Origin of the sequence: Streptomyces bikiniensis, assembly GCF_000716625.1 — a bacterium.
Lineage (GTDB): Bacteria > Actinomycetota > Actinomycetes > Streptomycetales > Streptomycetaceae > Streptomyces > Streptomyces bikiniensis.
On sequence record NZ_JNXJ01000008.1, the window covers coordinates 29,152 to 53,582 of the forward strand.

The 24,431-nt window shown below is 73.7% G+C and carries 23 protein-coding genes and 1 pseudogene; 14 read left to right on the forward strand and 10 right to left on the reverse strand.

The annotated features are described in order from the left end of the window. Positions 1-35 precede the first annotated feature (35 nt). A complete protein-coding gene (serC, locus tag OO47_RS07565) occupies positions 36-1,154 on the reverse strand; it encodes a phosphoserine transaminase (RefSeq protein WP_030208541.1) in 1,119 nt (372 codons plus the stop codon). Positions 1,155-1,205: 51 nt separating this feature from the next. Here serC and OO47_RS07570 point away from each other — a divergent pair, with 51 nt between their 5' ends. Next, the gene (locus OO47_RS07570) at positions 1,206-4,040 is read left to right on the forward strand and encodes an FAD-binding and (Fe-S)-binding domain-containing protein (RefSeq protein ID WP_030208550.1); all 2,835 of its coding nucleotides are present in this window, start codon (positions 1,206-1,208) and stop codon (positions 4,038-4,040) included. 31 nt (positions 4,041-4,071) lie between these two features. Here the strand turns inward: OO47_RS07570 and OO47_RS07575 are convergent, their stop codons facing one another. Beyond that, positions 4,072-4,941 (reverse strand): LysR family transcriptional regulator, encoded by an 870-nt coding sequence (locus OO47_RS07575; RefSeq protein WP_030208552.1) that lies wholly within the window; start codon positions 4,939-4,941, stop codon positions 4,072-4,074. Between the two features lie 146 nt (positions 4,942-5,087). Between OO47_RS07575 and OO47_RS07580 the strand changes: the two genes are divergently transcribed. Further along, positions 5,088-6,032, forward strand: a complete 945-nt coding sequence (locus OO47_RS07580) for an EamA family transporter (protein WP_234323101.1) — start codon at positions 5,088-5,090, stop codon at positions 6,030-6,032. A gap of 22 nt (positions 6,033-6,054) precedes the next feature. Then, entirely contained in the window at positions 6,055-6,267 is a 213-nt protein-coding gene (locus OO47_RS07585; protein ID WP_030208556.1) for a hypothetical protein, read from the forward strand. A 325-nt stretch (positions 6,268-6,592) separates the two neighbouring features. Here the strand turns inward: OO47_RS07585 and OO47_RS07590 are convergent, their stop codons facing one another. Further along, positions 6,593-6,991 (reverse strand): hypothetical protein, encoded by a 399-nt coding sequence (locus tag OO47_RS07590; protein ID WP_051715524.1) that lies wholly within the window; start codon positions 6,989-6,991, stop codon positions 6,593-6,595. Positions 6,992-7,152: 161 nt separating this feature from the next. On the opposite strand from OO47_RS07590, the gene OO47_RS07595 reads away from it, so the two are divergent. Then, entirely contained in the window at positions 7,153-7,425 is a 273-nt protein-coding gene (locus OO47_RS07595) for a GntR family transcriptional regulator (protein ID WP_033208386.1), read from the forward strand. 60 nt (positions 7,426-7,485) lie between these two features. Here OO47_RS07595 and OO47_RS07600 read toward each other — a convergent pair whose 3' ends face one another. The 4 genes from OO47_RS07600 to OO47_RS07615 all read right to left on the reverse strand — a co-directional run bounded on the left by OO47_RS07600 (position 7,486) and on the right by OO47_RS07615 (position 10,157). Further along, complete coding sequence (locus OO47_RS07600; RefSeq protein ID WP_030208561.1) at positions 7,486-7,710, reverse strand: hypothetical protein; 225 nt, start codon at positions 7,708-7,710, stop codon at positions 7,486-7,488. Beyond that, entirely contained in the window at positions 7,707-8,096 is a 390-nt protein-coding gene (locus tag OO47_RS07605; RefSeq protein ID WP_033208389.1) for a hypothetical protein, read from the reverse strand. Before OO47_RS07605 ends, OO47_RS07600 begins: the two co-directional genes overlap by 4 nt. Positions 8,097-8,221: 125 nt before the next feature. Next, positions 8,222-9,463 (reverse strand): helix-turn-helix domain-containing protein, encoded by a 1,242-nt coding sequence (locus OO47_RS07610; protein WP_030208565.1) that lies wholly within the window; start codon positions 9,461-9,463, stop codon positions 8,222-8,224. Between the two features lie 109 nt (positions 9,464-9,572). Next, positions 9,573-10,157, reverse strand: a complete 585-nt coding sequence (locus OO47_RS07615) for a hypothetical protein (protein ID WP_030208572.1) — start codon at positions 10,155-10,157, stop codon at positions 9,573-9,575. A 139-nt stretch (positions 10,158-10,296) separates the two neighbouring features. Here OO47_RS07615 and OO47_RS07620 point away from each other — a divergent pair, with 139 nt between their 5' ends. Further along, positions 10,297-10,482, forward strand: a complete 186-nt coding sequence (locus tag OO47_RS07620) for a DUF1272 domain-containing protein (RefSeq protein WP_030208574.1) — start codon at positions 10,297-10,299, stop codon at positions 10,480-10,482. 535 nt (positions 10,483-11,017) lie between these two features. Continuing rightward, complete coding sequence (locus OO47_RS07625) at positions 11,018-12,238, forward strand: lipase family protein (RefSeq protein ID WP_030208576.1); 1,221 nt, start codon at positions 11,018-11,020, stop codon at positions 12,236-12,238. Between the two features lie 90 nt (positions 12,239-12,328). Here the strand turns inward: OO47_RS07625 and OO47_RS07630 are convergent, their stop codons facing one another. Together OO47_RS07630 and OO47_RS36040 are read right to left on the reverse strand one after the other, a co-directional pair. Then, a complete protein-coding gene (locus OO47_RS07630) occupies positions 12,329-12,829 on the reverse strand; it encodes a Tn3 family transposase (protein ID WP_030208577.1) in 501 nt (166 codons plus the stop codon). Next, positions 12,796-13,056 (reverse strand): hypothetical protein, encoded by a 261-nt coding sequence (locus OO47_RS36040; RefSeq protein ID WP_106969356.1) that lies wholly within the window; start codon positions 13,054-13,056, stop codon positions 12,796-12,798. Before OO47_RS36040 ends, OO47_RS07630 begins: the two co-directional genes overlap by 34 nt. 563 nt (positions 13,057-13,619) lie before the next feature. Here OO47_RS36040 and OO47_RS07640 point away from each other — a divergent pair. The 7 genes and pseudogenes from OO47_RS07640 to OO47_RS34765 form a co-directional block, all read left to right on the forward strand. Beyond that, positions 13,620-14,420 (forward strand): TIGR03084 family metal-binding protein, encoded by an 801-nt coding sequence (locus OO47_RS07640; protein WP_030208583.1) that lies wholly within the window; start codon positions 13,620-13,622, stop codon positions 14,418-14,420. Then, positions 14,420-16,153: an acyclic terpene utilization AtuA family protein gene (locus OO47_RS07645; protein WP_030208586.1), complete on the forward strand. Its 1,734-nt coding sequence runs from the start codon at positions 14,420-14,422 to the stop codon at positions 16,151-16,153. Before OO47_RS07640 ends, OO47_RS07645 begins: the two co-directional genes overlap by 1 nt. Positions 16,154-16,187: 34 nt before the next feature. Then, positions 16,188-17,786, forward strand: a complete 1,599-nt coding sequence (locus tag OO47_RS07650) for an acyl-CoA carboxylase subunit beta (protein ID WP_030208587.1) — start codon at positions 16,188-16,190, stop codon at positions 17,784-17,786. A gap of 8 nt (positions 17,787-17,794) precedes the next feature. Beyond that, the gene (locus OO47_RS07655; protein ID WP_030208590.1) at positions 17,795-19,714 is read left to right on the forward strand and encodes an acetyl/propionyl/methylcrotonyl-CoA carboxylase subunit alpha; all 1,920 of its coding nucleotides are present in this window, start codon (positions 17,795-17,797) and stop codon (positions 19,712-19,714) included. 44 nt (positions 19,715-19,758) lie between these two features. Further along, positions 19,759-20,892 carry an acyl-CoA dehydrogenase family protein gene (locus OO47_RS07660; RefSeq protein WP_030208593.1) on the forward strand — a complete coding sequence of 378 codons (1,134 nt, stop codon included), beginning with the start codon at positions 19,759-19,761 and terminating at the stop codon, positions 20,890-20,892. Between the two features lie 133 nt (positions 20,893-21,025). Beyond that, positions 21,026-21,841 carry an excalibur calcium-binding domain-containing protein gene (locus tag OO47_RS38575; protein ID WP_324606508.1) on the forward strand — a complete coding sequence of 272 codons (816 nt, stop codon included), beginning with the start codon at positions 21,026-21,028 and terminating at the stop codon, positions 21,839-21,841. Positions 21,842-21,892: 51 nt separating this feature from the next. Further along, positions 21,893-22,324 (forward strand): annotated as a pseudogene (locus OO47_RS34765) (AMP-binding protein); the annotation flags it as partial. 89 nt (positions 22,325-22,413) lie between these two features. On the opposite strand, the gene OO47_RS07675 reads toward OO47_RS34765, so the two are convergent. Next, positions 22,414-23,604 (reverse strand): helix-turn-helix domain-containing protein, encoded by a 1,191-nt coding sequence (locus tag OO47_RS07675; protein ID WP_030208601.1) that lies wholly within the window; start codon positions 23,602-23,604, stop codon positions 22,414-22,416. A 298-nt stretch (positions 23,605-23,902) separates the two neighbouring features. Here OO47_RS07675 and OO47_RS07680 point away from each other — a divergent pair, with 298 nt between their 5' ends. Next, positions 23,903-24,142, forward strand: coding sequence for a hypothetical protein (locus OO47_RS07680; RefSeq protein WP_030208603.1), 240 nt, complete (start codon positions 23,903-23,905; stop codon positions 24,140-24,142). Positions 24,143-24,431 lie beyond the last annotated feature (289 nt).

A 24,431-nucleotide genomic window follows, 5' to 3' on the forward strand; every position in this document is an offset into this window, starting at 1 on the left:
TGCGGTGCCGGGCCCTCTTCCCCGGGCAGAGGGGGTTACAGCTTCTCGATCACGTAGTCCACGCAGGCCGTCAGGGCCCGCACGTCCGCCGGGTCGACCGCCGGGAACATCGCGATGCGCAGCTGGTTGCGGCCCAGCTTGCGGTACGGCTCGGTGTCCACGATCCCGTTGGCGCGCAGCACCTTCGCGACCGCCGCCGCGTCGATCTCGTCCGCGAAGTCGATCGTGCCGATGACCTGCGAGCGCTTCGCCGCGTCCGCCACGAACGGGGAGGCGTACTTGGACTCCTCGGCCCACGTGTACAGCGCGTCCGACGACTCCTTCGTCCGGGCCACGGCCCAGTCCAGACCGCCCTGGCCGTTGATCCACTTCAGCTGCTCGTTCAGCAGGAAGAGGGTCGCGAGCGCCGGGGTGTTGTACGTCTGGTTCTTCAGCGAGTTGTCGATCGCGGTCGGCAGCGAGAAGAACTCGGGGACGTGCCGGCCGGAGGCGTGGATCCGCTGCGCGCGCTCCAGGGCGGCGGGCGAGAAGGCCGCCAGCCACAGGCCGCCGTCGGCCGCGAAGGACTTCTGCGGGGCGAAGTAGTAGACGTCCGTCTCGGCGATGTCGACGGGCAGGCCGCCCGCGCCGGAGGTCGCGTCCACCAGGACGAGCGCGCCCTCGTCGGCGCCCGCGACCCGCCTGATCGGGGCGGCGACACCGGTGGAGGTCTCGTTGTGGGTGTACGCGTAGACGTCGACGCCCGCCTCGGCCACCGGCTCCGGGTGCGTGCCCGGGTCGGAGGAGATCACGCTCGGGTCGGCCAGCCAGGGGGCCAGCTCGGCGGCCTTCGCGAACTTGGAGGAGAACTCGCCGAAGGTCAGGTGCTGGGACCTGTTCTCGATCAGTCCGTGGGTCGCGACGTCCCAGAAGGCGGTGGAGCCGCCGTTGCCCAGGACCACCTCGTAGCCCTCGGGCAGCGAGAAGAGGTCACGGATGCCGGTACGCACCTCGCCGACCAGGTTCTTGACCGGAGCCTGGCGGTGGGACGTACCGAGGAGGGAGGTGCCGGTGGCGGCCAGGGCGTCCAGCGCCTCCGTACGCACCTTGGAGGGGCCCGCGCCGAAACGGCCGTCGGCGGGCTTGATGTCAGCGGGAATCTGGATATCAGCCACGAGGCGGAGGGTATCGGGTCGCGGAGGCGCCGGTCGCCGGATGTCCGCCCGATGAGACGAGGGACGCGAGATCCTGGACTTGTGGGAACACACCAGGAACACGCGTCCGAACTCGCCGCCGCCCTGCGTTCGGCCGTCGCCGGGGAGGTCGACTTCTCCGCCGCCGCCAGGGCTCTGACCACCATGGACGCCTCCAACTACCGCCGCGTTCCGGCCGGTACGGTCGCCCCGCGCGACGCCGCCGACGTCGCGGCGGCCCTGGAGGCGTGCCGGGCGCACGGCGCGCCCGTGGTCGCCCGGGGCGGCGGGACGTCCATCGGCGGGCAGGCCACGGGCACGGGCGTCGTGCTCGACTTCACACGGCACATGGGCGGGATCGTCTCCCTGGACCCGGAGGAGCGGACGGCGGTGGTCCGGCCGGGGCTCGTCCTCGACCGGCTGCGGGCGGTGGCCCGCCCGTACGGGCTGACCTTCGGCCCCGATCCGTCCACGCACGGCCGCTGCACGCTCGGCGGGATGATCGGCAACAACGCGTGCGGGGCGCACTCGGTCGCGTGGGGCACCACGGCGGACAACGTGCGCTCGCTGGAAGTGGTGACCTACCGGGGCGCGGAGTTGACGCTCGGGCGGGACGGGCGGGGCGCGCCGCCCGGTCTGCGGGAGCTGGTGGGGGAGAACCTCGCCCTGCTGCGGACCGGCTACCCGGAGGGGCTGCCGCGCCGGATCTCCGGGTACGCCCTCGACGCGCTGCTCCCGGAGCGGGGCGTGGACGTGGTCCGCTCCTTCTGCGGCGGCGAGGGCACGCTCGGGGTGATCACGGAGGCGACGGTACGGCTCGTTCCGCTGCCCGCCGAACCCGTCCTGGTGGTGCTCGGGTACGCGGACGAGGGCGCGGCGGCGGACGCGGCGCCGGGGCTGCTCCCGTACGGGCCGCTGACGGTGGAGGGGATGGCCCTCGACCTCGTACCGGACGCCGTCGGGCTGCCCCGGGGCGGGGCGTGGCTGTTCGTGGAGGTGGACGGGCCGGACGCGGCGTGGCGGCTGGTCCGGGCGGCGGACGCGGTGGACGCGGCCGTCGTGCGGGACCCGGCCGGGCAGCGGGCGCTGTGGCGGATCCGGGAGGACGCGGCGGGGACGGCGACCCGGGCGCTCGACGGGGGCGAGGCGTGGCCGGGCTGGGAGGACTGCGCGGTGCCGCCGGCGCGCCTCGGCGCGTACCTCCGTGCATTCCGTTCCCTCCTGGCCGACTTCGGCCTCCGGGGGATCCCGTACGGGCACTTCGGGGACGGCTGCGTCCACGTCCGGATCGACTTCGACCTGTGGACGGAGGAGGGGGTACGGCACTTCCGCCGCTTCTCGGAGGCGGTGGCGGACCTGGTGGTCGCCCACGGCGGCTCGCTCTCCGGCGAGCACGGCGACGGGCGGGCACGGGCCGAACTGCTGCCGAGGATGTACGGGGCGGAGCTGGTCGGGCTCTTCGGCGCGGTCAAGGACGTGTGGGACCCGGACGGGGGCCTGAACCCGGGGATGCTGGTCCGGCCGGGGCGGTTGGACGAGGGGTTGCGGTTCGGCGGGCTTTCGGGGACGGACCTCACGCTCGTGGGAGTCGGGCGGGCGGCGGCCCGGTGCGTCGGGGTGGCCAAGTGCCGCGTGGAGGGCCCGAGTTCGGGTCCCGGCGTGATGTGTCCCTCGTACCGCGCGACCGGGGAGGAGCGGCACTCGACCCGGGGGCGGGCGCGGCTGCTGCACGAGATGGCGATCGGGGAGGTGATCACCGACGGCTGGCGCTCGGAGGAGGTCCGCGAGGCGCTGGACCTGTGCCTGTCCTGCAAGGGCTGCCGGAGCGACTGCCCGGTGGGGGTCGACGTGGCCGCGTACAAGGCGGAGTTCCTGGACCGGCACTACGCGGGCCCGCTCGGCCTCCTGCGCCGGCCGCGCTCGCACTGGACGATGGGGTGGCTGCCGCACTGGCTGGACGTGTTCGGGCGGGGCCTGAACGCGGGGATGCGGCTGCCGTTCGCGGCGCGGCTCGCGGGGGTGACGCCGGAGCGGACGCTGCCGAGGGTGGCGGAGGCGTCGTTCACGTCCTGGTTCGCGGAGCGCGCCTCGGACCGCCCGCCGGCCCTGACCCTCTGGCCCGACACCTTCACCGACCACCTGTCCCCGGAGGTCGGCCGGGCGGCGGTCCGGGTCCTGGAGGACGCGGGGCTGGGCGTGCGGCTGCCGGAGGGACGGGTGTGCTGCGGGCTCACGTACGTGTCGACGGGGCAGTTGGGGGCGGCGCGGAGGGTGATGCGGAGGACGCTGGACGTGCTGGACCCCTCGGGCTCCTCGGCTCCTTCGGGCTCCTCGACCCCCTCGGGCTCCTCGGCCCCCTCGGACGGGGGCCTCCCCGTGGTGGTCCTCGAACCCTCCTGCGCGGCGGCCCTCCGCACCGACCTGCCCGAGCTGCTGCCGGACGACCCCCGGGCCGCCCGTCTCGCCGCCTCCGTCCGCACCTTCGCCGAGGCCCTGGAGGAGCTGGCTCCCGACTGGGCCCCGCCGCGCCTCGACCGCCCGGTCACCGGCCAGACCCACTGCCACCAGCACGCCGTCCTGGGCGACGCCGCCGACCGGCGGCTGCGCGCCCGCGCGGGGCTCACCGGCGACCTGGCGGGCGGCTGCTGCGGCCTCGCGGGCAACTTCGGCTTCGAGCAGGGCCACTACGAGGTCTCGGTCGCCTGCGCGGAGGACCGGCTCCTGCCGGCCCTGCGGGACGCGCCCCCGGGGGCCGTGGTCCTGGCGGACGGCTTCTCGTGCCGTACGCAGATCGCCGACCTGACGGACGGACGGGGACGGCACCTGGCGGAGCTGCTCGCGGAGGGGCTGGAGGAGGAGGCGCGGTGAGGGGGTGAGCGGGGGTCCCGTACCGGAAGGTTCAGGAGGCCGTACCGGTCTCCGCGACGATCTCGCGGGCCAGCGCCGCCAGCGCCTCCGTCTCCGGGTGCGGGAAGGCGTCCCGCCAGGCCAGGACGACGGGGAGCGGGGGCGCGTCGGGGAGGGGGCGGTAGGCGACGCCCGGGTACGGGTGGAGGGCGGCCGTCGAGGCGGAGGAGACGCCGACGCCCCGGCCGGCGGCGATGGCGGTGAGCCAGTCGTCGGTGTTGGCGACGGTCAGGGTGGCCGCCGGGCGGGCGGCGGCGGGCCACAGGGCGAGGGTGGTCGCGCCGGAGACGGTGTTGAGGACGACCGTCTCGCCCGCCAGGTCGCCGAGCGCGAGCCGGGACCGGGCGGCGAGCGGGTGGTCGGAGGGCAGCGCGGCCACCCGGGGCTCGGTGGCGAGCTCCTCGGTGACCAGGCCGGGCGCCTCCACCGCGCCCCGGAGCAGGGCGGCGTCGACCTCGCCGCGGGCGAGCCCGGCGGTGCGGTCGTCGACGCGGAGGAGTTCGAGCGGGGTGCCGGGGTGCTCCCGCTGCCAGCGCCGGAGCAGGGGAGTGGTGTACGGGCCGAACGCCGACCAGGCGTGCCCGAGGCGCAGGGGGCGGCGGCGGAGCCCGGCCGGGTCGACGGCCGCGTCGAAGGCGGCGAGGGCGGCGGCGGCCCGGCCCCGGAAGGCGAGCCCCTCGGAGGTGAGGGCCAGGTGGTGGGTGGAGCGGTCGACCAGCCGGATGCCGAGGTGCTGCTCCAGGGCGGCGAGCGTGCGGGAGACGGCGGGCTGGGTGAGGTGGAGCCGGGCGGCCGCCCTGGTCAGGCTGGACTCCTCGGTGATGGCGAGGAAACAGCGGAGGTGGCGCAGCTCGATGCTCATGCGTCGGGAGCATAAACGCAGCGCAATCGGCATTTCCGCTGCCGCGCGGGGGGTCGTACGGTGAGGTGGTGCCGGGTGGGTGACCCGCCTGGCACACCTTCGTACGTGCCGTACGTCGTATCCCGTCTCGTGTGGAGGAGCAGCCGGTGGACAGTCCGGTCAAGGACGTGACCCCGGCCGCGACGGCGGCGGCCGCGGAGCCTCGGGGAGTTTCCGTACGGGAGGGATTTTCCGTACGGGACAAGGCGCCGGGCGGTCGGCTCGGGCCGGTCGCGCTGGTCGTGGCGAGCGGGCTCTCGGTGCAGTTCGGGTCCGCCGTCGCCGTCCTGCTCATGCCGCGCGCCGGCGCCCTCGGCGTCGTCACCCTGCGGCTGGTGCTCGCCGCGGTCGTGCTGCTCGTCGTCTGCCGGCCCCGGGTCCGGGGCTACGGCCGCGCGGACTGGGGGACGATCGTCGCCTTCGGTACGGCCATGGCGGGGATGAACGTCCTCATCTACCAGGCCGTCGACCGGATTCCGCTGGGCGCCGCCGTGACCCTGGAGGTCCTGGGCCCGCTGGTCCTCTCCGTGGTCGCCTCGCGCCGCTGGACGAACCTGCTGTGGGCCGGACTCGCGCTCGTCGGCGTCGTCCTCCTCGGCGGGGGCGGCTTCGACCGCCTGGACCCGCTGGGAGCGGCCTTCGCGCTCGGGGCGGGCGGCATGTGGGCCGCGTACATCGTCTTCGGCGCCCGCACCGGCCGCCGCTTCCCGCAGGCCGACGGGCTCGCGCTCGCGATGGCCTTCGGCGCGGTCCTCACCCTGCCGCTCGGCATCGCGGAGGCGGGCGGGCGGCTCCTCGTGCCGTCGACGGTCGCGCTGGGCCTCGCGGTCGCCCTGATGTCCTCGGTCCTCCCGTACACCCTGGAACTCCTCGCCCTGCGCCGGATGCCCGCGCCCACCTTCGCGATCCTGATGAGCCTGGAACCGGCCGTCGCGGCCCTGGCCGGCTTCCTCGTCCTCAGCCAGGCCCTGTCCGCCGCCGACGCCCTGGCCATCGCCCTCGTCATCGCGGCGAGCATCGGCGCGGTCCGCACGACCCGCCCGAAGGGGTAGGGGCCCGGTGGGGGAGGCGGACATGGGCAGTGAAGACGTGCGGGCCGGCGACGGCGTGTGGGACGACGACGAGGGCCGCGAGGTCCTCCGCCGCGCCGACCGGGCGACCCGCAGGGGCTGGACGGCGATCGCGGGCGTGACCGGTCTGCTCGGCTGCGCCCTGGTGACCTTTCTGGTGGTCGCCCTGCTCGCGGTGCTCGGGGGCGTGTACGTCGTGATGGTGGGGAACCGCTAGCGCGTACGGCACCGGCCGCCGCCCGCGCACAGGTCCTCGCGCGGGGTGCGGTCCTCCGGGGCGCCGGCGAGGGGGAAGCCCCGCACAGTGCTCGGCCGTGCAGGGCGTCCCCCGTCCGCGCGGGGCTACGCGCCCCGGTCGAGCTCTCCGGGTACGGGCCCGGGAGCCACGTCCACGGCGTGATCGGGGCAGGCGTACAGGATCACGTCGGGACCGCTCGCGCGGAGGTGGCAGCCGACTTCCACGGGCACGTTCGTCCGCCGTCCGCAGCGGCAGCACAGAGCACCGGAAGGATTCGGGACAGGCCTTGTCAGTCCGTCGCGGGTCATGCGGGCACCGCCGTCGCGGCGGCGGCGAGAGCCGCGAACTGATCACCGTCGTAGCCGTACGGCCCGTCCACACCGAGGGTGGCGAGGACGGCGGCCCGCCGCCGCTCGCAGATCACATCGAGTTCCCACGCGCTGCCGACACGGCAGTACGGGCGGGTGAGGGAGACGTCCTCGCCGCGGAGCGGGGCGTAGCGGTCCCGTACGTGCGCGGGAGTCGGTGTGGGCCACGGCTTCGACCACGGGTCGACGCGGACGGATTCCTCGGACCGGGCGGGGGCTTCGGTTCGGACGGATTCGGCCCGGCCGGCGAGGAAGGCGGCGGAGTGGCGTCCGGGCCGACGGGGGACGAGGAGGGAGAGCGCCCAGGAGAGGGCGCGGGCGATAGCATCGCGCATGGTCGTGCAGCTCCTAGCAAGCTGTTCGGCAAGCCCCGATGGACCGGGCCTAATCGGTCCGTCGGGGCGTTTTCATGAACGACGGTAGAGCAACTTGTATACCCTCGTCTACCTACGTAGAGGGAAGGAGGTGGGCGTGCCTGGTTGTCTACGCTGTCTCCATGAGTCCGAGCATCGACTACGAAGGCCCGACACCGCCCTATCAGCAGATCGCGGCGGAGATCGTCCGGGACATCGAGTCGGGCGCGCTCGCGGTCGATCGCCCCATCCCCTCGGAGTCGGCCCTCACCCGGAAGTGTGGCGTGGCCCGGGACACCGCACGCCGTGCGGTGCGCCACCTGCGTGACCTCGGGTACGTCTACACGGTGCCGCAGCGAGGCACGTACGTGCGGGACCGCAGCACTGGGGGCGGCGAGGGGCAGGACGACGCGTAACCCCGTTCGCGAGCCCCTTGGTGGGGCTGCGCGAACGGGGTGACGGCGGAGGAGCTGCCGCTACCGGTCACGAACGGCACCGGGGAGCCGGGCGCGCGTCAGCGAGGTCGGCGGCAGCAGCCACTCGCGGCCACCGCCCTCGGGGGCCACGAAGGCCATCCGCCGCTTCCGGCGCTCGCTCGGCCACTCGGCCGGGTCTTCCCAGTCGGGGATCACGTCGCGCAGGATGCCGACCCTCCCCGCTCCGTCCTGCACGCGCTCGCCGATGTCCTTCCGCGTGATCAACCGAGTGCCTCGGCGGACAGGGCGGGGCCGCCGCCGCCTTCTTCGCCGGCGTCCGGCTCGGGAAGGCGCAGCCCTCGGCTCTCCGCGATCCGCAGGACATCGGTGAGGCAGTCGGCGAGACGGATCCCGGCGTACCGCACGTTCGTGTACGTGGACAGGGAGTCGCCCAAGACCTCGTGGGCCTCCTTGAGCACCTCCTCGGCCAGGGCGAGCTGTGCGGCCTCCATCTCGTCGGCGAGGCGCGAGACGTACCCGCCCGCGCTGTCCGTGCTCAGCAGGCAGGACTTGCCGTCGCCGGTCGTCCACGGCAGTAACCGGGGCCTGTGCTCCGAGACGGCGTCGGCAAGGTCCTGCCGTCGCCGCCGGTCGCCGTCGATTCTCCGCATTGCTTCGGCTCCCTCTTCCCGTGGATGCGACAAGGGGGACGGTACGAGCGGACGGTCAGTCAAGCCATGTGCGCAGTGCGGTAGTTCGGTTACCGAGGGAAGGGAACCGCCACGCTCCGCAGTAGTTACCCGGTGATTCCGAGATGAGCGGCCATGCTGCGCATGTCCTCGGTCAGCGTCCGTTTCCGCGTCTTCAGGAGGTCTTCCATCACGTGCCGCGCCATCGGCTGGTGCGTCAGCCAGACGCCGGCGGCGGCGCGGAGGTGGGCGAGCTCGTCCATGGCGTCCTGGTGGGACCCGAGCAGGACGTGGGCGCGGGCGACGTCCAGCCGGTGCCGACCCCAGTTGTTCGTGCTCAACCGGCCGAAGTGTCCGACGGCCCTGGTGCTCAGGGGGCCGTCGTCCGCGCGCCGGAGGACACCCCGCCCGTCCCCCACGAGGGCGAGGTCCTCGACGGCCTTCGCCTCGGCCGTCACGGGGCCGAACGCGCTCCAGTGCGAGGGGAAGTCCGTGTGCTCGCGCTCCAGGGCGCCCCCGGCGGTGGCCGCCATGCGGCGGGCGTGCTGTGCGACGTCCGGCCGGTTGTTCCGCCGGGCGGCGGCCGCCACCCGGAGCCACAGCTCGCCCCACACGGCGAGCCGCGCGGGCGTCGCCTCGGACATGCGGGGTTCGATCTCCGCCGCCGTCCGCGCCGCGAGCCGCTCGCTCTCGTCGAACCGGTCCTGCCGGAGGAGCAGCCAGCACAGCCCTACGATCCCCGTCGCCGCCAACTGCGTCCGTCCGGCCTCGCGGGCGAGCCGGATGGCCTCCGCGAGTGCGTGGTACGCCATGTCGTACTGCCGGACCTGGGTGAGGTACTTGCCCGCGAGGAGCAGCGCGTGGCCGCGCGCGATCACGGCGTGCTCCCGCTCTTCGCCTTCGAGGGCCGACACGGCGGCCTCGGAACCGCGGAGCAGCGGGGGAAGCCGTTTCGCGACCGCGTCGTACCGGTCCGCCTGGTAGAGCGCGTGCCCGTCCTGTACGGCCCGGCGGACGGCGGCGGGGTCCCTCGCTCCGGCGGTCCCGGAGAGGGGCGTGGTGAGACCGACGGGAGGCATGAGGGCCCGCCGCAGTTCGGCCAGGTGGCGGCGGTTCTCCTCATCCCGAGCGCCGACGACGGACCTGGGGGCCTCACTGGAGAACAGGGCGGAGGTCGGGACCCCGAGGGCGCCGGCGAGGGCGGCGAGGGTGTCCATGCTGACGTGCCCGCCCTGCTCGACCTTGCGAACGGTGCTGAGCGAGAGCCGGGCCGCTTCGGCCAGCCCCTCTTGGCTCAGTCCTGCCGTTCGCCGGTACTTCCTGACGTTGTCTGCCAACCCTGCGGACATCGGCACTCACCTCACGCCAAGGGTATGCCCCGGCCCGGCCGGGCAACGTCGAACGAGAAGTGACCAGTTGTCGACCGGTACGACCCGCACGGCCGTACGTTTCCGGCGCTCAGTCGAACAGGTCCAGCAGGTCCGCCCGGGAGCCGTTGTCGGACGAGCGGGCCCGCATCGGGCGGGGGTCCGGGTAGGTGGCCGTCGCGGCCCTCGCGCGGACGGCTTCCGGACCGCCGCACGCGGCGACCGCGAAGTCGCCGAAGATACCGGCGAACGCGGCCGGGTCGCGGAACTCCACGCCGTACGCGCGCCCGTCGTGCAGCGGCACCCACACCACCCGGTCGGACCGCGTCCACTCCGCCACCGGCCGGTCGTCCGCCGTCGACCGGCCCTCCAGCCACAGCCGCGCCACGTGCAGCAGGTTCACCCGCTCCATCGGCAACCGCTCGCGCCGTACGCGCAGCTCGTGCGTCGTCAGGGTGACCAGGTGGTCCTTCCTCGGGTACCAGGCGACGCCGATCCCGAACGGCACCCACAGCAGGATCCCGATCATCGGCCAGACCAGGGCGTCGCCCCACGACCGGAACAGCCCGCCGTCCAGCAGACAGAGGGCCCCGAAGACCAGGGCCCACTTCGCCGTCATCCGCCAGAACCCGGTGCCCTGCCGGTACAGGACCCGTCGCTCCCCCGTCGTCGTCATGCCCGCACGTTATCCACCGCCCGGACGGGCGGAGCGGGCGGCCCGATTCCGTCGAACCCTGGCCGCCGGGCTGTTGAGCCGGCAGGGGCGGGGCAAGAGCATGGGGTGGTCACAGCCGCACGAGGGAGGGAAGCCGATCATGGCTCTGGAGATGCGCAACCGCTGCGAGCGCTGCGAGACGGTGGTCCTGCCGGCCGACGGACCCGCGCGGATCTGTTCGTACGAGTGCAGCTTCTGCGTGCCGTGCGCCGACGCCCTGGGGAGCATCTGCCCCAACTGCGGGGGCGAGCTCGTCCCGCGACCGCGGCGCTTCGCCGCTGGATAGGGGCGGGCGGGGAGCGGCGGAAAAGCCGTGGGACGGCGCGCATGCCGTCGGATTTCCCGGGCACACGAAGGGTGAGCGCGTGGGACCGCTCCAGAACGCCGGGCCCGTGGTTCCCCCCGTACCGCGGGCCCGGTGCATGCAGGACGCGCGGCCCGTACACCTGGCGGAGGTACGGGCCGCGCGCCGCTCTTCCGCGGCACGAATTCTGTAGGGGATCTGTCCGTCGGCCTCGGCGTACCGCGCGCGTGGCACCCCTCCCCTTCCCGGAGCGGTACGCCCGCCCCGGCGCCGACGCGGTCGCCCGGCACGCCGCCGAGCGTGCCCCTGCCGCCCGCCGCCGTCGCTGAACATCCGAAACCCGCCGGCGGGTTACTGGCTCTCCGGTGTCCGGGCCGGGATTACAGGACCTGGTCACGCCCGGCCCGTGGGGGACGGGCATCCGGTGTCCCCGACGGACCGCAAGGGGGGTTCCCCCCTTCGCAGCCGGGGGGTCGCTCCATGTCCCGGCGGAGCGGCCGACGGGCATGATCCATCCATGACTTTACGGCGAACAGGAATCCGGATTCTGGCAGGTGCGGCGGTCCTCGGCAGTGTGTCCACCCTGGTGGCTCCGGTCCCGGCGGCGGCCGGCTCCCACGATGAGCGAATGCAGGGCGGGGCCGTCGTCTCCGTCGAGCGAGCAGCCGACCTCACGGCGGAGGAAGTGGCCGGGGAACTCCAGGGCAAGATCGACTCGTCCCAGGTGCGTTACGGCGTGACCGCCTATCGGGTCACCTACCGCACCACCGACAGCGCGGGCGCCCCCACGACCGCGAGCCAGCTCGTCGTCCTGCCCAGAAACGGGGCGCGCCATCTGTCCACCGTCTCCTGGCTGCACGGCACCACCGTCCACCGCAAGGACGTCGCCTCGGAGAACCCGGAGTCGAATGACCGGCTCGTCGCGCTGCTGTTCGCCTCGACCGGGCGCGCCGTTTCGGCGCCCGACTACGTGGGCCTCGGCTCCGGCGAAGGCTTCCACCCGTACGGCGACCCTCGGGCCACCGTCGCGGCCTCAGTGGACGGTCTGCGCGCGGCCCGGACCTTCGCCCGCCGGAACGGCCGGGAACTGAAGCGGAAGGTTCAGGTCAGCGGGTTCTCGCAGGGCGGCCCCGCGACCATGCTGGTGGGCCGGGCGCTTCAGCAGGAGGGCGCCGACCGCTACTTCCGGCTGGGCGCACTCGCCCCGGTCGGCGGCCCCTACAACCTCTCGGCGTTCGAGGCCGCCGCGGCCGACGACAAGATCGCCAAATCCGGCATCTACCTCGCCTACTTCGCCACCGCCTGGAACAAGATGTACGGCCTCTACACGTCACCCGGCGATGCCTTCCGCTCCCCCTACGACAGCAAGGTGGAGGGTCTCTTCGACGGCCATCACACCGCCGGGCAGATCGTCAGCGAACTCCCGGCGACCTCCAAGGACCTGTTCACCGAGGACTTCCTGAACAAGATCCGCAAGCCCGACGGTGTCCTCAAGGACAAGCTGCGCCCGATGGACAACACATGCGACTGGCGGCCGAACGTACCGGTGGAGATCTTCCACGGCCGGGGCGACAAGGACGTCGACTTCAGCCACGCGGCTTACTGTGCGGACCAGCTGACGAGGAACGGCGCCGCACGCCGGCTGACCGACGTCGGCGATCACGACCACAACGGATCGGTGCGGCAGGCCCTGCCCCGGATCGTCAGGTTCTTCGACGAGTCGGCGAAGACCGACTGAAGCACGCCACCGGCGCCGGGTGGGAGCAGAGGATGCACGCGCAGCGGCACGCCCGCCCGACCCATGCCTTCGCCGTACGCCCGGCGCCAGTCACGCGGAGGACGCCGCGCTCCGGACCCCGGGGGTACGCGGGCCGGACCCCGTCACGGCCCCTGCGGCCAGGTCCGGCTGCAAGCGGACGAACGAGGTGCGCACCGACCGGCCCGGCTCCTGGATCCCCTGGTGGGTGGGGTGCTTGGGGCCGCCGTGGGCGAAGCGGCGCAGGACCCGCTCTGCCTCGGCGGTGCCCGGGTGGAGCGCGGTGGTGTACTTCACGATCTGGTCGTACTGCCGATGGACCGGATCGATGGTGCCCCGGCGCCGTTCGACCCCCGCCTTGATCACCACCAGCGACTCCGGCTCCTCCTGCTTGCCGCCCGGGGAGGCCCCGATCCACGGCTCGCCGTGCTTGACGATCGCGGCCCCGCCCGTGGCGCCCTCCCCCAGCGGCTGCTCCGGGTACAGCCCCAGCAGGTCGATCGCGTCCATCACCGGCCGGTGGGCGGTGTTGTTGCACTTCAGCTCCAGCGCCTTCGGCGGCGGCGACAGCATCCGCCGCAGTGCGCCGAGTACGACGACCGCAGCACGGTACGCGCCCGCGCCTTGTGGCGGGCCTCGTTCGCCGCGGCCTCCGCCTCCGGCGCCTTGAGCGTCTTCTCCCCGCCGACCACCGGGAAGACCACTCGCCGCACCGCGCCGGACGGCTCCGGCAAGACCGCCTCCGCGACCCGCAGCAGCACCGCCTCCTTGCCGCGGACCTTCTTCGGCTCCGCCCCCACTCCTGAGCGTCAGCCGTCGTGGCGGCTTCAACCGCTCCAGGTTCGCCGGGTGCTCCTTCGACGCACGGGCCCGTCAGGCGTCCACCAGCTTCTCCGACACGTTCGCGGACAGGTCCGCGGGCAGGTCCAGCCGCCGCCCCGCCCCAGCTTCTTCACCTCCGCAAGCAGGCCCTCCAGGCCCGCCGTGCCGGGGACCGTCCTCAGCTCCGTGAAGTGCGATCGCCCGCCCCCCGGCCACCGCGATGATGCCGGTGGGGACCGCCGGGTGGATCGTCGCCGTCGGGAACGGCGCAGACGCGATCGATGACCGGTCTGGCGCGGCCCCCCCTCTGGGCTCCCTCGCCCTCGTCGGCGCCGCCGCGCTCGCCTCGCTGGTGCGGCGGTCCCGGATGTGGGTCAGGCGGTCGGTTCAAGCTCTCACCAAAACTAAAGCAAGCACGCTTGCTTGTTTCTCTCCCCACTGCCATGCTCCTCCGCGAAGGCCCGTGCCCGTGCCCGTGGTCGCATCCGCGACCGCGACCGCGACCGTGACCGCGACCGCCCGTCCCCGAGGGGAGCGCACCGTGTCCGACCCCGTCGTCCTCCTTGACGACCTGCGCGACGAGAGTGACGAACTCGACCGTCTCGTGAGCGAGTTGAGGGAGGAGGAGTGGAAGGCGTCCACCCCCGCGCCCGGCTGGACGATCGCCCACCAGATCGCCCACCTCGCCTGGACCGACCGGGCCGCCCTCCTCGCCGCCACCGACGCCGACGCCTTCGCCGCCGAGACCGAGAAGGCCCTCGCTGCCCCCGACCGCTTCGTGGACGAGGGCGCCGAGGAGGGGGCCGCGCTCCCGCCCGCCGTCCTGCTCGACCGCTGGCGCGCCGACCGCGCCCGGCTCCAGGAGGCCCTGCGCGCCGCCCCGCCCGGCGCCCGATTCCCCTGGTACGGGCCGCCGATGAGCGCCTCCGCGCTGGCCACCGCCCGGCTGATGGAGACCTGGGCCCACGGCCAGGACGTCGCCGACGCCCTCGGGGTCGTCCGCGCGCCGACCGCCCGCCTCCGGCACGTCGCCTGGATCGGCCACCGCGCCCGCGACTACGCCTACCTCGTCCGGGGCGAGCAGCCCCCCGCCGAGCCCTTCCGGGTGGAACTCGTATCGCCCGGCGGGGAGTCGTGGACGTACGGGCCCGAGGGCGCCGCCCAGAAGGTCACCGGACCCGCCCTCGACTTCTGTCTCCTCGTCACCCAGCGCGTCCACCGCGACGACACCGCCCTCGTCGCCCACGGCCCCGACGCCGCGCACTGGCTTACCCTCGCCCAGGCCTTCGCCGGTCCGGCCGGAGCGGGGCGCCCGGCCCGTATGCCTTCCGAGGAGGCCTGATGGTCCTCCGCATCGGCAACGCCTCCGGCTTCTACGGCGACCGCTTCGACGCCGTCCGCGAGATGCTCACCGGCGGCGACCCCGGCAACGGCAACGGCAACGGCAGCAGCAACGGCTCCGGCAACAGGCTGCACGTTCTCACCGGTGACTACCTCGCCGAGCTGACCATGCTCATTCTCGGCCGCGACCTCCTCAAGGACCCGTCCACCGGGTACGCCAAGACCTTCCTGCGCCAGATGGAGGAGGGCCTCGGCCTCGCCCACGAGCGCGGGACCCGGATCGTCACCAACGCCGGCGGCCTCAACCCCGCCGCCCTCGCCGACGCCCTGCGCGCCCTCGCCGGCAAGCTCGGCCTGCCCGTGCGGGTCGCCCACGTCGAGGGCGACCGGCTGCCCGCCCGGGACGGGGCCCTCGCCGCCAACGCCTACCTCGGCGGCGCCGGCATCGCCGCCTGCCTCGCCGCCGGCGCCGACGTCGTCGTCACCGGCCGCGTCACCGACGCCGCCCTCGTCACCGGGCCCGCGCAGTGGTACTTCGGCTGGGGCCCGGAGGAGTACGACCGGCTCGCGGGCGCGGTCGTCGCCGGGCACGTCCTGGAGTGCGGCACCCAGGCCACCGGCGGCAACTACGCCTTCTTCCGCGACCACGACCCCGCCCTCCTGCGCCGCCCCGGCTTCCCCCTCGCCGAACTCCACGACGACGGCTCCTGCGTGATCACCAAGCACCCCGGCACCGGCGGCCTGGTCGACGTCGGCACGGTCACGGCCCAGCTCCTCTACGAGACGGCGGGCGCCCGCTACGCCGGACCCGACGTGACCGCGCGGCTCGACACCGTACGGCTCACGCAGGAGGCCCCCGACCGGGTCGGGATCGAGGGCGTCCGGGGCGAGGCCCCGCCGCCCACCCTCAAGGCCGGGCTCAGCCGCCTCGGCGGCTTCCGCAACGAGGTCGTCTTCGTCCTCACCGGCCTCGACGTCGAGGCCAAGGCCGCGCTCGTCCGGGACCAGATCGAGGACGCCTTCGTGCGGGGCGGGTCCCGTCCGGCGGAAGTGCGGTGGGACCTCGTCCGCACCGACCGGGCCGACGCCGGCACCGAGGAGACCGCGAGCGCCCTGCTGCGGCTCGTCGTCCGCGACCCCGGCCCCGACGCCGTCGGCCGCACCCTCACGGGCGCCGCCGTCGAACTGGCCCTCGCCAGCTACCCCGGCTTCCACGTCACCGCCCCGCCCGCCAAGGGTTCCCCCTACGGGGTCTTCGAGACGGTGCACGTGGACGCCGCCGAGGTCCCGCACACGGCCGTGCTCCCCGACGGGACCCGCCAGGGGATTCCCGTACCGCCCCGCACCCGCGTCCTCGAACCCGTACCCGAGCCGGAGCTTCCCGAGCCGCCCGCCGACGGGCCCGTCCGCCGCGTCCCCCTCGGCCGGATCGCCGGGGCCCGCAGCGGCGACAAGGGCGGCGACGCCAACGTGGGCGTGTGGGTGCGCACGGACGAGGAGTGGCGCTGGCTGGTCCACGCGCTCACCGTCGAGCGGTTCCGGGCGCTGCTGCCCGAGACGGCGGACCTGCCCGTCGTCCGGCACGTGCTGCCGAACCTGCGGGCCCTCAACTTCACCGTCGCCGGGATCCTCGGCGAGGGCGTCGCCTCCCAGGCCCGCTTCGACCCCCAGGCCAAGGCCCTCGGCGAGTGGCTGCGCTCGCGCGAGATCGACGTACCGGAGGGGCTGCTGTGACCGTCGTAACGAAAGCCTCCCGAGAGGAATCCCCGTGACCGTCCTCGCCTCCGCCCTCGACACCGGCGGACCCGACTACGCCGACGCCCGCGCCGCCATGCTCGACAAGCTCGCCGCCCTCGACGCCGAGCACGCCAAGGCCCTCGCGGGCGGCGGCGAGAAGTACACGGCCCGGCACCGGAAGCGCGGCAAGATGCTCGCCCGGGAGCGCATCGAGCTGCTGATCGACCCCGACAGCCCCTTCCTGGAACTGTCGCCGCTCGCCGCCTGGGGCAGCGACCACACCGTGGGGGCCTCCCTGGTCACCGGCATCGGGGTCGTCGAGGGCGTCGAGTGCCTGATCACCGCCAACGACCCGACCGTGCGCGGCGGCGCCTCCAACCCCTGGACCCTGAAGAAGGCCCTGCGCGCCAACGAGATCGCGTACGCCAACCGCCTCCCCGTCGTCTCGCTCGTGGAGTCCGGCGGCGCCGACCTGCCCTCCCAGAAGGAGATCTTCATCCCGGGCGGGGCGCTCTTCCGCGACCTCACCCGCCTCTCCGCCGCCGGCATCCCGACGATCGCGGTCGTCTTCGGCAACTCGACGGCCGGCGGCGCGTACGTCCCCGGCATGTCCGACCACGCCGTGATGATCAAGGAGCGGTCGAAGGTCTTCCTCGGCGGGCCGCCCCTCGTGAAGATGGCGACGGGGGAGGAGAGCGACGACGAGTCCCTGGGCGGCGCCGAGATGCACGCCCGGACCTCCGGCCTCGCCGACCACTACGCCGTGGACGAGGCCGACGCGCTCCGGCAGGCCCGCCGGATCGTCGCCCGCCTCAACCACCGCAAGGCGCACCCCGATCCGGCGTCCGCGGAGCCGCCGAAGTACGACCAGGACGAACTGCTCGGGATCGTCCCCGGCGACCTCAAGACCCCGTTCGACCCGCGCGAGGTCGTCGCCCGGATCGTGGACGGCTCGGACTTCGACGAGTTCAAGCCGCTGTACGGGCCGAGCCTGGTCACCGGCTGGGCGTCCCTGCACGGCTACCCGGTCGGCATCCTGGCCAACGCGCAGGGCGTCCTCTTCGGGCCCGAGTCGCAGAAGGCCGCGCAGTTCATCCAGCTCGCCAACCAGCGGGACGTTCCGCTGGTCTTCCTGCACAACACCACCGGCTACATGGTCGGCAAGGAGTACGAGCAGAGCGGCATCATCAAGCACGGCGCGATGATGATCAACGCCGTCTCGAACTCGAAGGTCCCGCACCTGTCGGTGCTCATGGGCGCGAGCTACGGCGCCGGGCACTACGGCATGTGCGGCCGGGCCTACGACCCCCGGTTCCTCTTCGCCTGGCCCAGCGCCAAGTCCGCCGTCATGGGCCCGCAGCAGCTCGCGGGCGTCCTGTCGATCGTGGCGCGGGCGTCGGCGGCGGCGAAGGGGCAGCCCTACGACGACGAGGCCGACGCCGGTCTGCGGGCGCTCGTCGAGGCGCAGATCGAGTCCGAGTCGCTGCCGATGTTCCTCTCCGGACGGCTCTACGACGACGGGGTCATCGACCCCCGCGACACCCGCACGGTCCTCGGGCTGTGCCTCTCCGCGATCCACACGGCACCGGTCGAGGGCGCGCGCGGCGGCTTCGGCGTCTTCCGAATGTGAGGCGAGTCATGATCTCCAGGCTGTTGGTCGCGAACCGGGGCGAGATCGCCTGTCGCGCCTTCCGCACCTGCCGCGACCTGGGCGTCTCCACCGTCGCCGTGTACTCCGACGCGGACGCCGGCGCCCTGCACGTACGGGAGGCCGACGCGGCGGTACGGCTGCCGGGGGCCGCGCCCTCGGAGACGTACCTGCGCGGCGACCTGATCGTGGAGGCGGCCCTCGCGGCGGGCGCGGACGCCGTCCACCCCGGCTACGGCTTCCTCTCCGAGAACGCCGACTTCGCCCGTACGGTGACCGACGCCGGGCTCGTCTGGATCGGCCCGCCCCCGGCCGCGATCGAGGCCATGGCCTCGAAGACCCGCGCCAAGGAACTCCTGGGCATCGCGCCCCTGGACCCGGCCCGGCTCATGGAGGCCGACCTGCCGGTCCTGGTGAAGGCGGCGGCGGGCGGCGGCGGCCGCGGCATGCGGATCGTACGGGAACTGCCCGATCTGGCAGGTGAGTTGGAGTCCGCGTCGGCGGAGGCGGCGGGCGCTTTCGGGGACGGCGAGGTCTTCGTCGAGCCGTACGTGGAGGACGGGCGCCACGTCGAGGTGCAGCTGCTCTGCGACGCCCACGGCACGGTCTGGGCGCTCGGCACCCGCGACTGCTCCCTCCAGCGCCGCCACCAGAAGGTGATCGAGGAGGCCCCGGCCCCCGGCCTGCCCGCCGCCCTGGAGGCCTCCCTCCTCGACACGGCCGTCCGCGCCGCCAAGGCCGTCGGCTACGTCGGCGCGGGCACGGTCGAGTTCCTGGTCGCGGACGGCCGGGCGCACTTCCTGGAGATGAACACCCGCCTCCAGGTCGAGCACCCGGTGACGGAGGAGGTGTACGGGGTGGACCTCGTCGCCCTCCAGCTCGCCGTCGCCGAGGGCGCGAAGCTGCCGCCGGAGACCCCGGCCCCGCGCGGCCACGCGATCGAGGCCCGGCTGTACGCGGAGGACCCGGCCCGGGGCTGGGCCCCGCAGACGGGCGCCCTGCGCCTCTTCGACGTGCCGGGAGGGGTCCGGCTCGACACCGGGTACGCCTCCGGGGACGCGATCGGCGTCCACTACGACCCGATGATCGCCAAGCTCACCGCCCACGCCCCCACCCGCGCCGAGGCCGTCCGCAAGCTCGCCCGCGCCCTGGAACGGGCCCGGATCCACGGCCCGGTCACCAACCGGGACCTGCTCGTCGCGTCCCTCCGCCACCCCGAGTACGCGACGGCGGACCGCCTCGGCACCGGCTTCTACGACCGGAACCTGCCCGCGCTCACCACCGCCCCGGAGGGCGGGGAGCTCGCGGCCGTCGCCGCCGCCCTCGCCGCCGCCTCCACCCGCCGGGGCCGCTTCGGCGGCGGCTGGCGCAACCTGCGCTCGCAGGACGAGACGCGGACGTACGGAGGGGCGTACGGGGGAGCGGGCGGAGGGGCGGACGGGGACCACGAGGTCCGCTACCGGCCGACGCGGGACGGCGGCTACGAGGTCACCGCACCGGAAGGGGTACGGGTCGTGGCGGCGGCCCCGGACCGGGTGAGCCTCGAAACGGCCGGGGTCGTGCGCCACTTCGACGTGACGGCCTACGAGGACGGCACGGTCCACGTGGGAGGCCACCGCCTCACCGCCCGCCCCCGCTTCACCGACCCGCGCGAGCAGACCGCGCCCGGCTCCCTGCTCGCCCCCATGCCCGGCACCGTCGTCCGGGTCGCGGACGGCCTCACCGTCGGCGACGCGGTCACCGCCGGGCAGCCGCTCCTCTGGCTGGAGGCCATGAAGATGGAGCACCGCGTCACCGCTCCCGCCTCCGGCACGCTCACCGCGCTCCACGCCGCCCCCGGCCGCCAGGTCGAGGTCGGCGCCCTGCTCGCCGTCGTACAGACCGAAGAACGGCCCGAAGCGCAGTCCTGAGAACGGCCCGTCGTACCGCCCGATGCACAGGAGGACCCGTCCGCATGAGCACCATGATCGAGACCGAAGAACTCACCGCCCTCCGCGCCGCCGTCTCCGCGCTCGGCCGGCGCCACGGCCCCGGCTTCGACCGGGCCGAGCTGTGGGCCGAGGCCGGGAAACTGGGCTACCTGGGCGTGAACCTGCCCGAGGAGTACGGCGGCGGGGGCGGCGGCATGGCCGAGCTGTCGATCGTCCTGGAGGAGGCGGGCGCGGCCGGCGCGCCGCTCCTGATGATGGTGGTGTCGCCCGCGATCTGCGGCACGGTCATCGCCCGGTTCGGCACGGAGGAACAGAAGCGGGCCTGGCTGCCGGGGCTCGCGGACGGCACGAAGACGATGGCGTTCGGGATCACGGAGCCCGACGCCGGCTCGAACTCGCACCGCATCACGACCACGGCGACCCGCACCGAGGAGGGCTGGGTCCTCAACGGCCGGAAGGTCTTCGTCTCGGGCGTGGACATCGCGGACGCGACCCTGATCGTGGGCCGCACGTCGGACGCGCGGACGGGCAGGCTGAAGCCCTGTCTGTTCATCGTGCCGCGCGACGCCCCCGGCTTCGGGCGCCGCCACATCGAGATGGAACTCGACGCGGACGAGAAGCAGTTCGAGCTGACCCTGGACGACGTGCACCTGCCCGAGGACGCGCTCGTGGGCGACGAGGACGCGGGACTCCTCCAGCTCTTCGCGGGGCTCAACCCGGAGCGGATCATGACGGCCGCGTTCGCGATCGGCATGGGCCGGTACGCGCTCGCGCAGGCCGTGACGTACGCGAAGGAGCGCCAGGTCTGGAAGGCCCCGATCGGCGCCCACCAGGCCGTCGCCCACCCGCTGGCCCAGGCGCACATCGAACTGGAGCTGGCCCGCCTGATGATGGCGAAGGCGGCGCGGCTCTACGACGCGGGCGACGACTTCGGCGCGGGCGAGGCCGCCAACATGGCCAAGTACGCGGCGGCCGAGGCCTGCGTGAAGGCCGTCGACCAGGCCGTCCACACCCTCGGCGGCAACGGCCTCACCAAGGAGTTCGGCCTCGCCCGCCTGATCACGGCGGCCCGCGTGGCCCGGATCGCCCCCGTCAGCCGCGAGATGATCCTCAACTACGTGTCCCATCAGACGCTGGGGCTGCCGAAGTCGTACTGACGTTCCCGGAAGGGGCCCATCGGGTCCGGTTTTTGAAAGAAGAAGGTGCAGGCGTGAATGACCTGTGTACGATCTCGTCACTTCGCACACAGGTCGTTCACGCCTGTGTTCCATGCCCGCCGGGGAGACGTACGTGTACACACCGCCGCAGCCCTATCCGTATGCCCCTCCGCCTCCGCCCCGGCCCCTCCGCCGCTGGTGGCAGCACCCCGCCCTGATCATCACGCTGCTGGTGATCTTCCCGCCGGCCGGTATCGCCCTGGTCTGGACGAGCCTCTGGAAGAAGTCGCAGAAGATCGTGGCGACCGTCCTCTCGGCCCTGTGGTTCCTGCTGCCGTTCCTCACCGCGGACCCGCCGAAGGACGACGCGAAGGCGGACCGGCCCGCGGCCGGCGCGTCCCCGAGCCCCACCCCGACCCCGACGCCGACCCCGACTCCCACCCCGTCGGAGACGGAGGAGGTCCCGGTGATGCCCTCGCTCGTCGGCGGCGCCTACGCCTCCGCCGAGCCGATCGTCACCGCCAACCTGGGCCGGGCCTACGCCGCCTACAAGGACGTGGACCTCCCCGCCGAGTACGGCACGTGGCTGGTCTGCTTCCAGCGCCCGGACGCCGGCGCGCCGGTCACGTCCGCGGTGCCGGTGGTGTACCTGACGGAGCCCGGCGTCCCGTGCCCGGCGTCGCCGAACACGGTCCTCCACAAGCCGACCCCGAAGCCGACCCCGCCCCCGTCCCCGAAGCCCCGGCCGACCACCCAGCCGCCGACGGCGGCCCCCGAACCGGAACCGGAGCCGGAGCCCGAGCCCACGCAGGAAGCCGCCGAAGAGGACGTCTACTACCGCAACTGCACGGCCGTCCGCGCGGCCGGAGCCGCACCCATCCACCGGGGTGACCCCGGCTACGCCCGCCACCTGGACCGCGACGGCGACGGCGTGGGCTGCGAGAACTGACGGCCGGTCGGCTCGGAGAAGGTCCTGCGGGAAGAACACGGTGGCCTCCCCGCCACCCGCGCCGGCGCGGCCGTTACCACCGTCCACCCGCTCGCCACCCCCGAGGAGTTCGCCAAGCAGCTGCGCGACTCCTCCGCCCGCTGGATCGTCACCGTCTCGCCCCTGCTCCCCGCCGCCCGCGCCGCCGCCGAACTCGCGGGCAGCATCGAGGAGATCCTCCTCTGCGACCAGCCGCCGGCGGAGGAGACCGTCCGCTCGCTCCAGGCCTTCCTCGGCTCCACCGGACCCGTCCCCGAGATCGAGGTCGATCCGGACGAGGACGTCGCCGCCCTCCCGTATTCGTCCGGCACGACCGGGGTACCCAAGGGGGTGATGCTCACGCACACCTCCATGGCCACCAACCTGGCCCAGCTGGAGCCGTTCGTCCCCATGGGCCCGGGCGACCGCATCCTCGCCGTCCTGCCCTTCTTCCATGACGCTGGATCTAAAGGGGAGCGACATGGTTTGACTGCTTGAACTGCGGAAACGCCATGGCCCCGCCTCCTGGCCAGGGATGCTGAGCCGTCTCGCGCTCACAGCGGCATCCCGGACATGTGCGAGAGCCGAAGCAACTCGGGGTTGCTTCGGCGATGCAGCGAGGCGAGGACCCGGAAGACCTCGCGGGCCGTCGGATGGATACGGGCCATCTGCGGCGCCGCCTCCCACGCCGCGGACAGGTTCGCGAGGGCGGCCTCGCGGTCTCCGACGTCGAGGTGCGCGCGGGCGACGTTCAAGCGCGACGGAGCCACCCGGGTGGCCGGCAGGCCGTCGAGGACCGTGTCGAGGTTCTCCGCGACGGCGAGGGCCTCCCGGGGGCGGCCGAGATCGAGCCGGGTTGCGAGGACGTGCGTAGCGGTGTTCTGCGGTCCGAAGATCATCGAATGCCGGTTCGCGTCGCCACCGCTGAACCACTCGTCGGCCACCCGCTCGGCGGAGGCGATGTGCCGTTCGGCCTCGCGGGCCCCCTCGGTCTTGTCCTCCAGGCGGCCGGCCAGCGTCATCCCCCGCAGGTTCAGTACCCCCACCGCGAACGCGCGGTCCTGCCCGGACAGGGCCTCTTCCGCCCGCGCGATGGCCCGGTCCACGACCACAAGACCGCCTTCGGCGTCGCCGCCGTTGAGGTAGGCGCCGGCACGGTCCCGTGCGGCGATAGCCTCCCCGAGTGGGTTGGCGCGCTGTTCGACGGCCCACCGCTGCCGGGTCACCGCCAGCTCGGCCATGTCCATCCAGCGGTGCCGGGCGGCGAGCCAGTAGACGGAGCTGTAGACCTCCGCCAGGAGCATCCATGCCTCGGTCGTGTTCTCCGCGTGCGCGTACGTTGTAGCGCTGCGCAGCAGGCCCGGCAGCCGGGCGAGAACGTGGTGCACCCGGGCCTCGTCGCGGGCCTCCCGTACTGATTCCACGGCGGCCAGGACGGCGCCTTCCTCGGCCTGGATGCGGCCCGGCAGGTCGTAGTCCCGAACGGCGGACCGTAGGTCGGTCAGCCGTTCCTCGTCGTCCTCGGCGATCCGGGCCTTGCCCAGGACTTCCGCCATGGACAGACCGAGGGACTTGCCGATCGTCGCGGCGACCGTGGGCGTGAGCGTCCGGTCTCCCACCTCGATCTTCGACAACAGCGACACGGACACGTTGGCCATCCGCGCGAGCTGCGCCTGGGAGAGGCCGCGCTCCTTCCGGATCAGGGCGAGGTTCGCCCCCGGTGCGACTTCGCTGGTTGCGCTCATGCAGTCCGTCCTACCCCGTCGAGGTCAGGTCACGGGCCATGCTCACAGGCCCCGCCTGGCTGTGCGCCCCGGTGTGCAAACCGTGTGCAAGTTCTCGCACACACACAGTTGTTAACTGGTTACAACAGCCGGAGCAAGTCCGAGCAGGAGGAACCGTGGTGTTCGCGTTGCCGCCCGTCCCTGTCACCCCTGTACCCGACCCGAGCCTCGCCGCCACCCCGAACCCCACGCGGGCCGACCCGCCCGCCCCCGTCACGGCGGCCGAGGGCGAAAGCGACCTCAGCGACGGACAGCCGGCATGAGGTACCGGGAGGGCGACTGCGTGGTCGACGGCACGCGCGCACTGGTGGGCCAGGTGCACGCCGTCGACGGCGCCCTCCTCACCCTCACGCGTCCAGGAGGATACGAGTGGACCGCCACCGCGAGGGACTGCTGGACGGCGAGCCCGCAGGAGCGCGAGAGCCTTACGCCGCGTGGAGCCGCGCGGGTCATCAGCACCGTGCCGGTCCCCTCGTCGCCCGCGCCGCGACCTTCCTGACCGCAGCGGCCGTGGGCGGATTCTTCGCGGCCCTGTGGCTCCGCATCCCCTAGGCAGCCGCCTCGCCGACGCGGAACCCCGTCTGCTCGGCGGGGCGGCGATCCACCCCCCGCTCCCCTGACCGAGCGCCACGGGAGCGGGGCTCTGCAAGTGCAGCACGTCCAGGCACCACCGAGTGAAGGGCACGCACATGATCAGTACGGACCGCTGGGTCACCGTCCAGGGCGGCGAGGACCAGGGCAACAAGGACATCGAGTCGGGCGACGGCGGCGGCTCGAACCCGACCCAC

Coding starts and splice junctions, on each gene's coding strand:
- OO47_RS07570 (WP_030208550.1), top strand. CDS start 1,206: ATGAGACGAGGGACGCGAGATCCTGGACTTGTGGGAACACACCAGGAA.
- OO47_RS07575 (WP_030208552.1), bottom strand. CDS start 4,941: ATGAGCATCGAGCTGCGCCACCTCCGCTGTTTCCTCGCCATCACCGAG.
- OO47_RS07585 (WP_030208556.1), top strand. CDS start 6,055: ATGGGCAGTGAAGACGTGCGGGCCGGCGACGGCGTGTGGGACGACGAC.
- OO47_RS07590 (WP_051715524.1), bottom strand. CDS start 6,991: ATGCGCGATGCTATCGCCCGCGCCCTCTCCTGGGCGCTCTCCCTCCTC.
- OO47_RS07595 (WP_033208386.1), top strand. CDS start 7,153: ATGAGTCCGAGCATCGACTACGAAGGCCCGACACCGCCCTATCAGCAG.
- OO47_RS07605 (WP_033208389.1), bottom strand. CDS start 8,096: ATGCGGAGAATCGACGGCGACCGGCGGCGACGGCAGGACCTTGCCGAC.
- OO47_RS07610 (WP_030208565.1), bottom strand. CDS start 9,463: ATGTCCGCAGGGTTGGCAGACAACGTCAGGAAGTACCGGCGAACGGCA.
- OO47_RS07615 (WP_030208572.1), bottom strand. CDS start 10,157: ATGACGACGACGGGGGAGCGACGGGTCCTGTACCGGCAGGGCACCGGG.
- OO47_RS07620 (WP_030208574.1), top strand. CDS start 10,297: ATGGCTCTGGAGATGCGCAACCGCTGCGAGCGCTGCGAGACGGTGGTC.
- OO47_RS07625 (WP_030208576.1), top strand. CDS start 11,018: ATGACTTTACGGCGAACAGGAATCCGGATTCTGGCAGGTGCGGCGGTC.
- OO47_RS07630 (WP_030208577.1), bottom strand. CDS start 12,829: ATGCTGTCGCCGCCGCCGAAGGCGCTGGAGCTGAAGTGCAACAACACC.
- OO47_RS07645 (WP_030208586.1), top strand. CDS start 14,420: ATGGTCCTCCGCATCGGCAACGCCTCCGGCTTCTACGGCGACCGCTTC.
- OO47_RS07655 (WP_030208590.1), top strand. CDS start 17,795: ATGATCTCCAGGCTGTTGGTCGCGAACCGGGGCGAGATCGCCTGTCGC.
- OO47_RS07660 (WP_030208593.1), top strand. CDS start 19,759: ATGAGCACCATGATCGAGACCGAAGAACTCACCGCCCTCCGCGCCGCC.
- OO47_RS07675 (WP_030208601.1), bottom strand. CDS start 23,604: ATGAGCGCAACCAGCGAAGTCGCACCGGGGGCGAACCTCGCCCTGATC.
- OO47_RS07680 (WP_030208603.1), top strand. CDS start 23,903: ATGAGGTACCGGGAGGGCGACTGCGTGGTCGACGGCACGCGCGCACTG.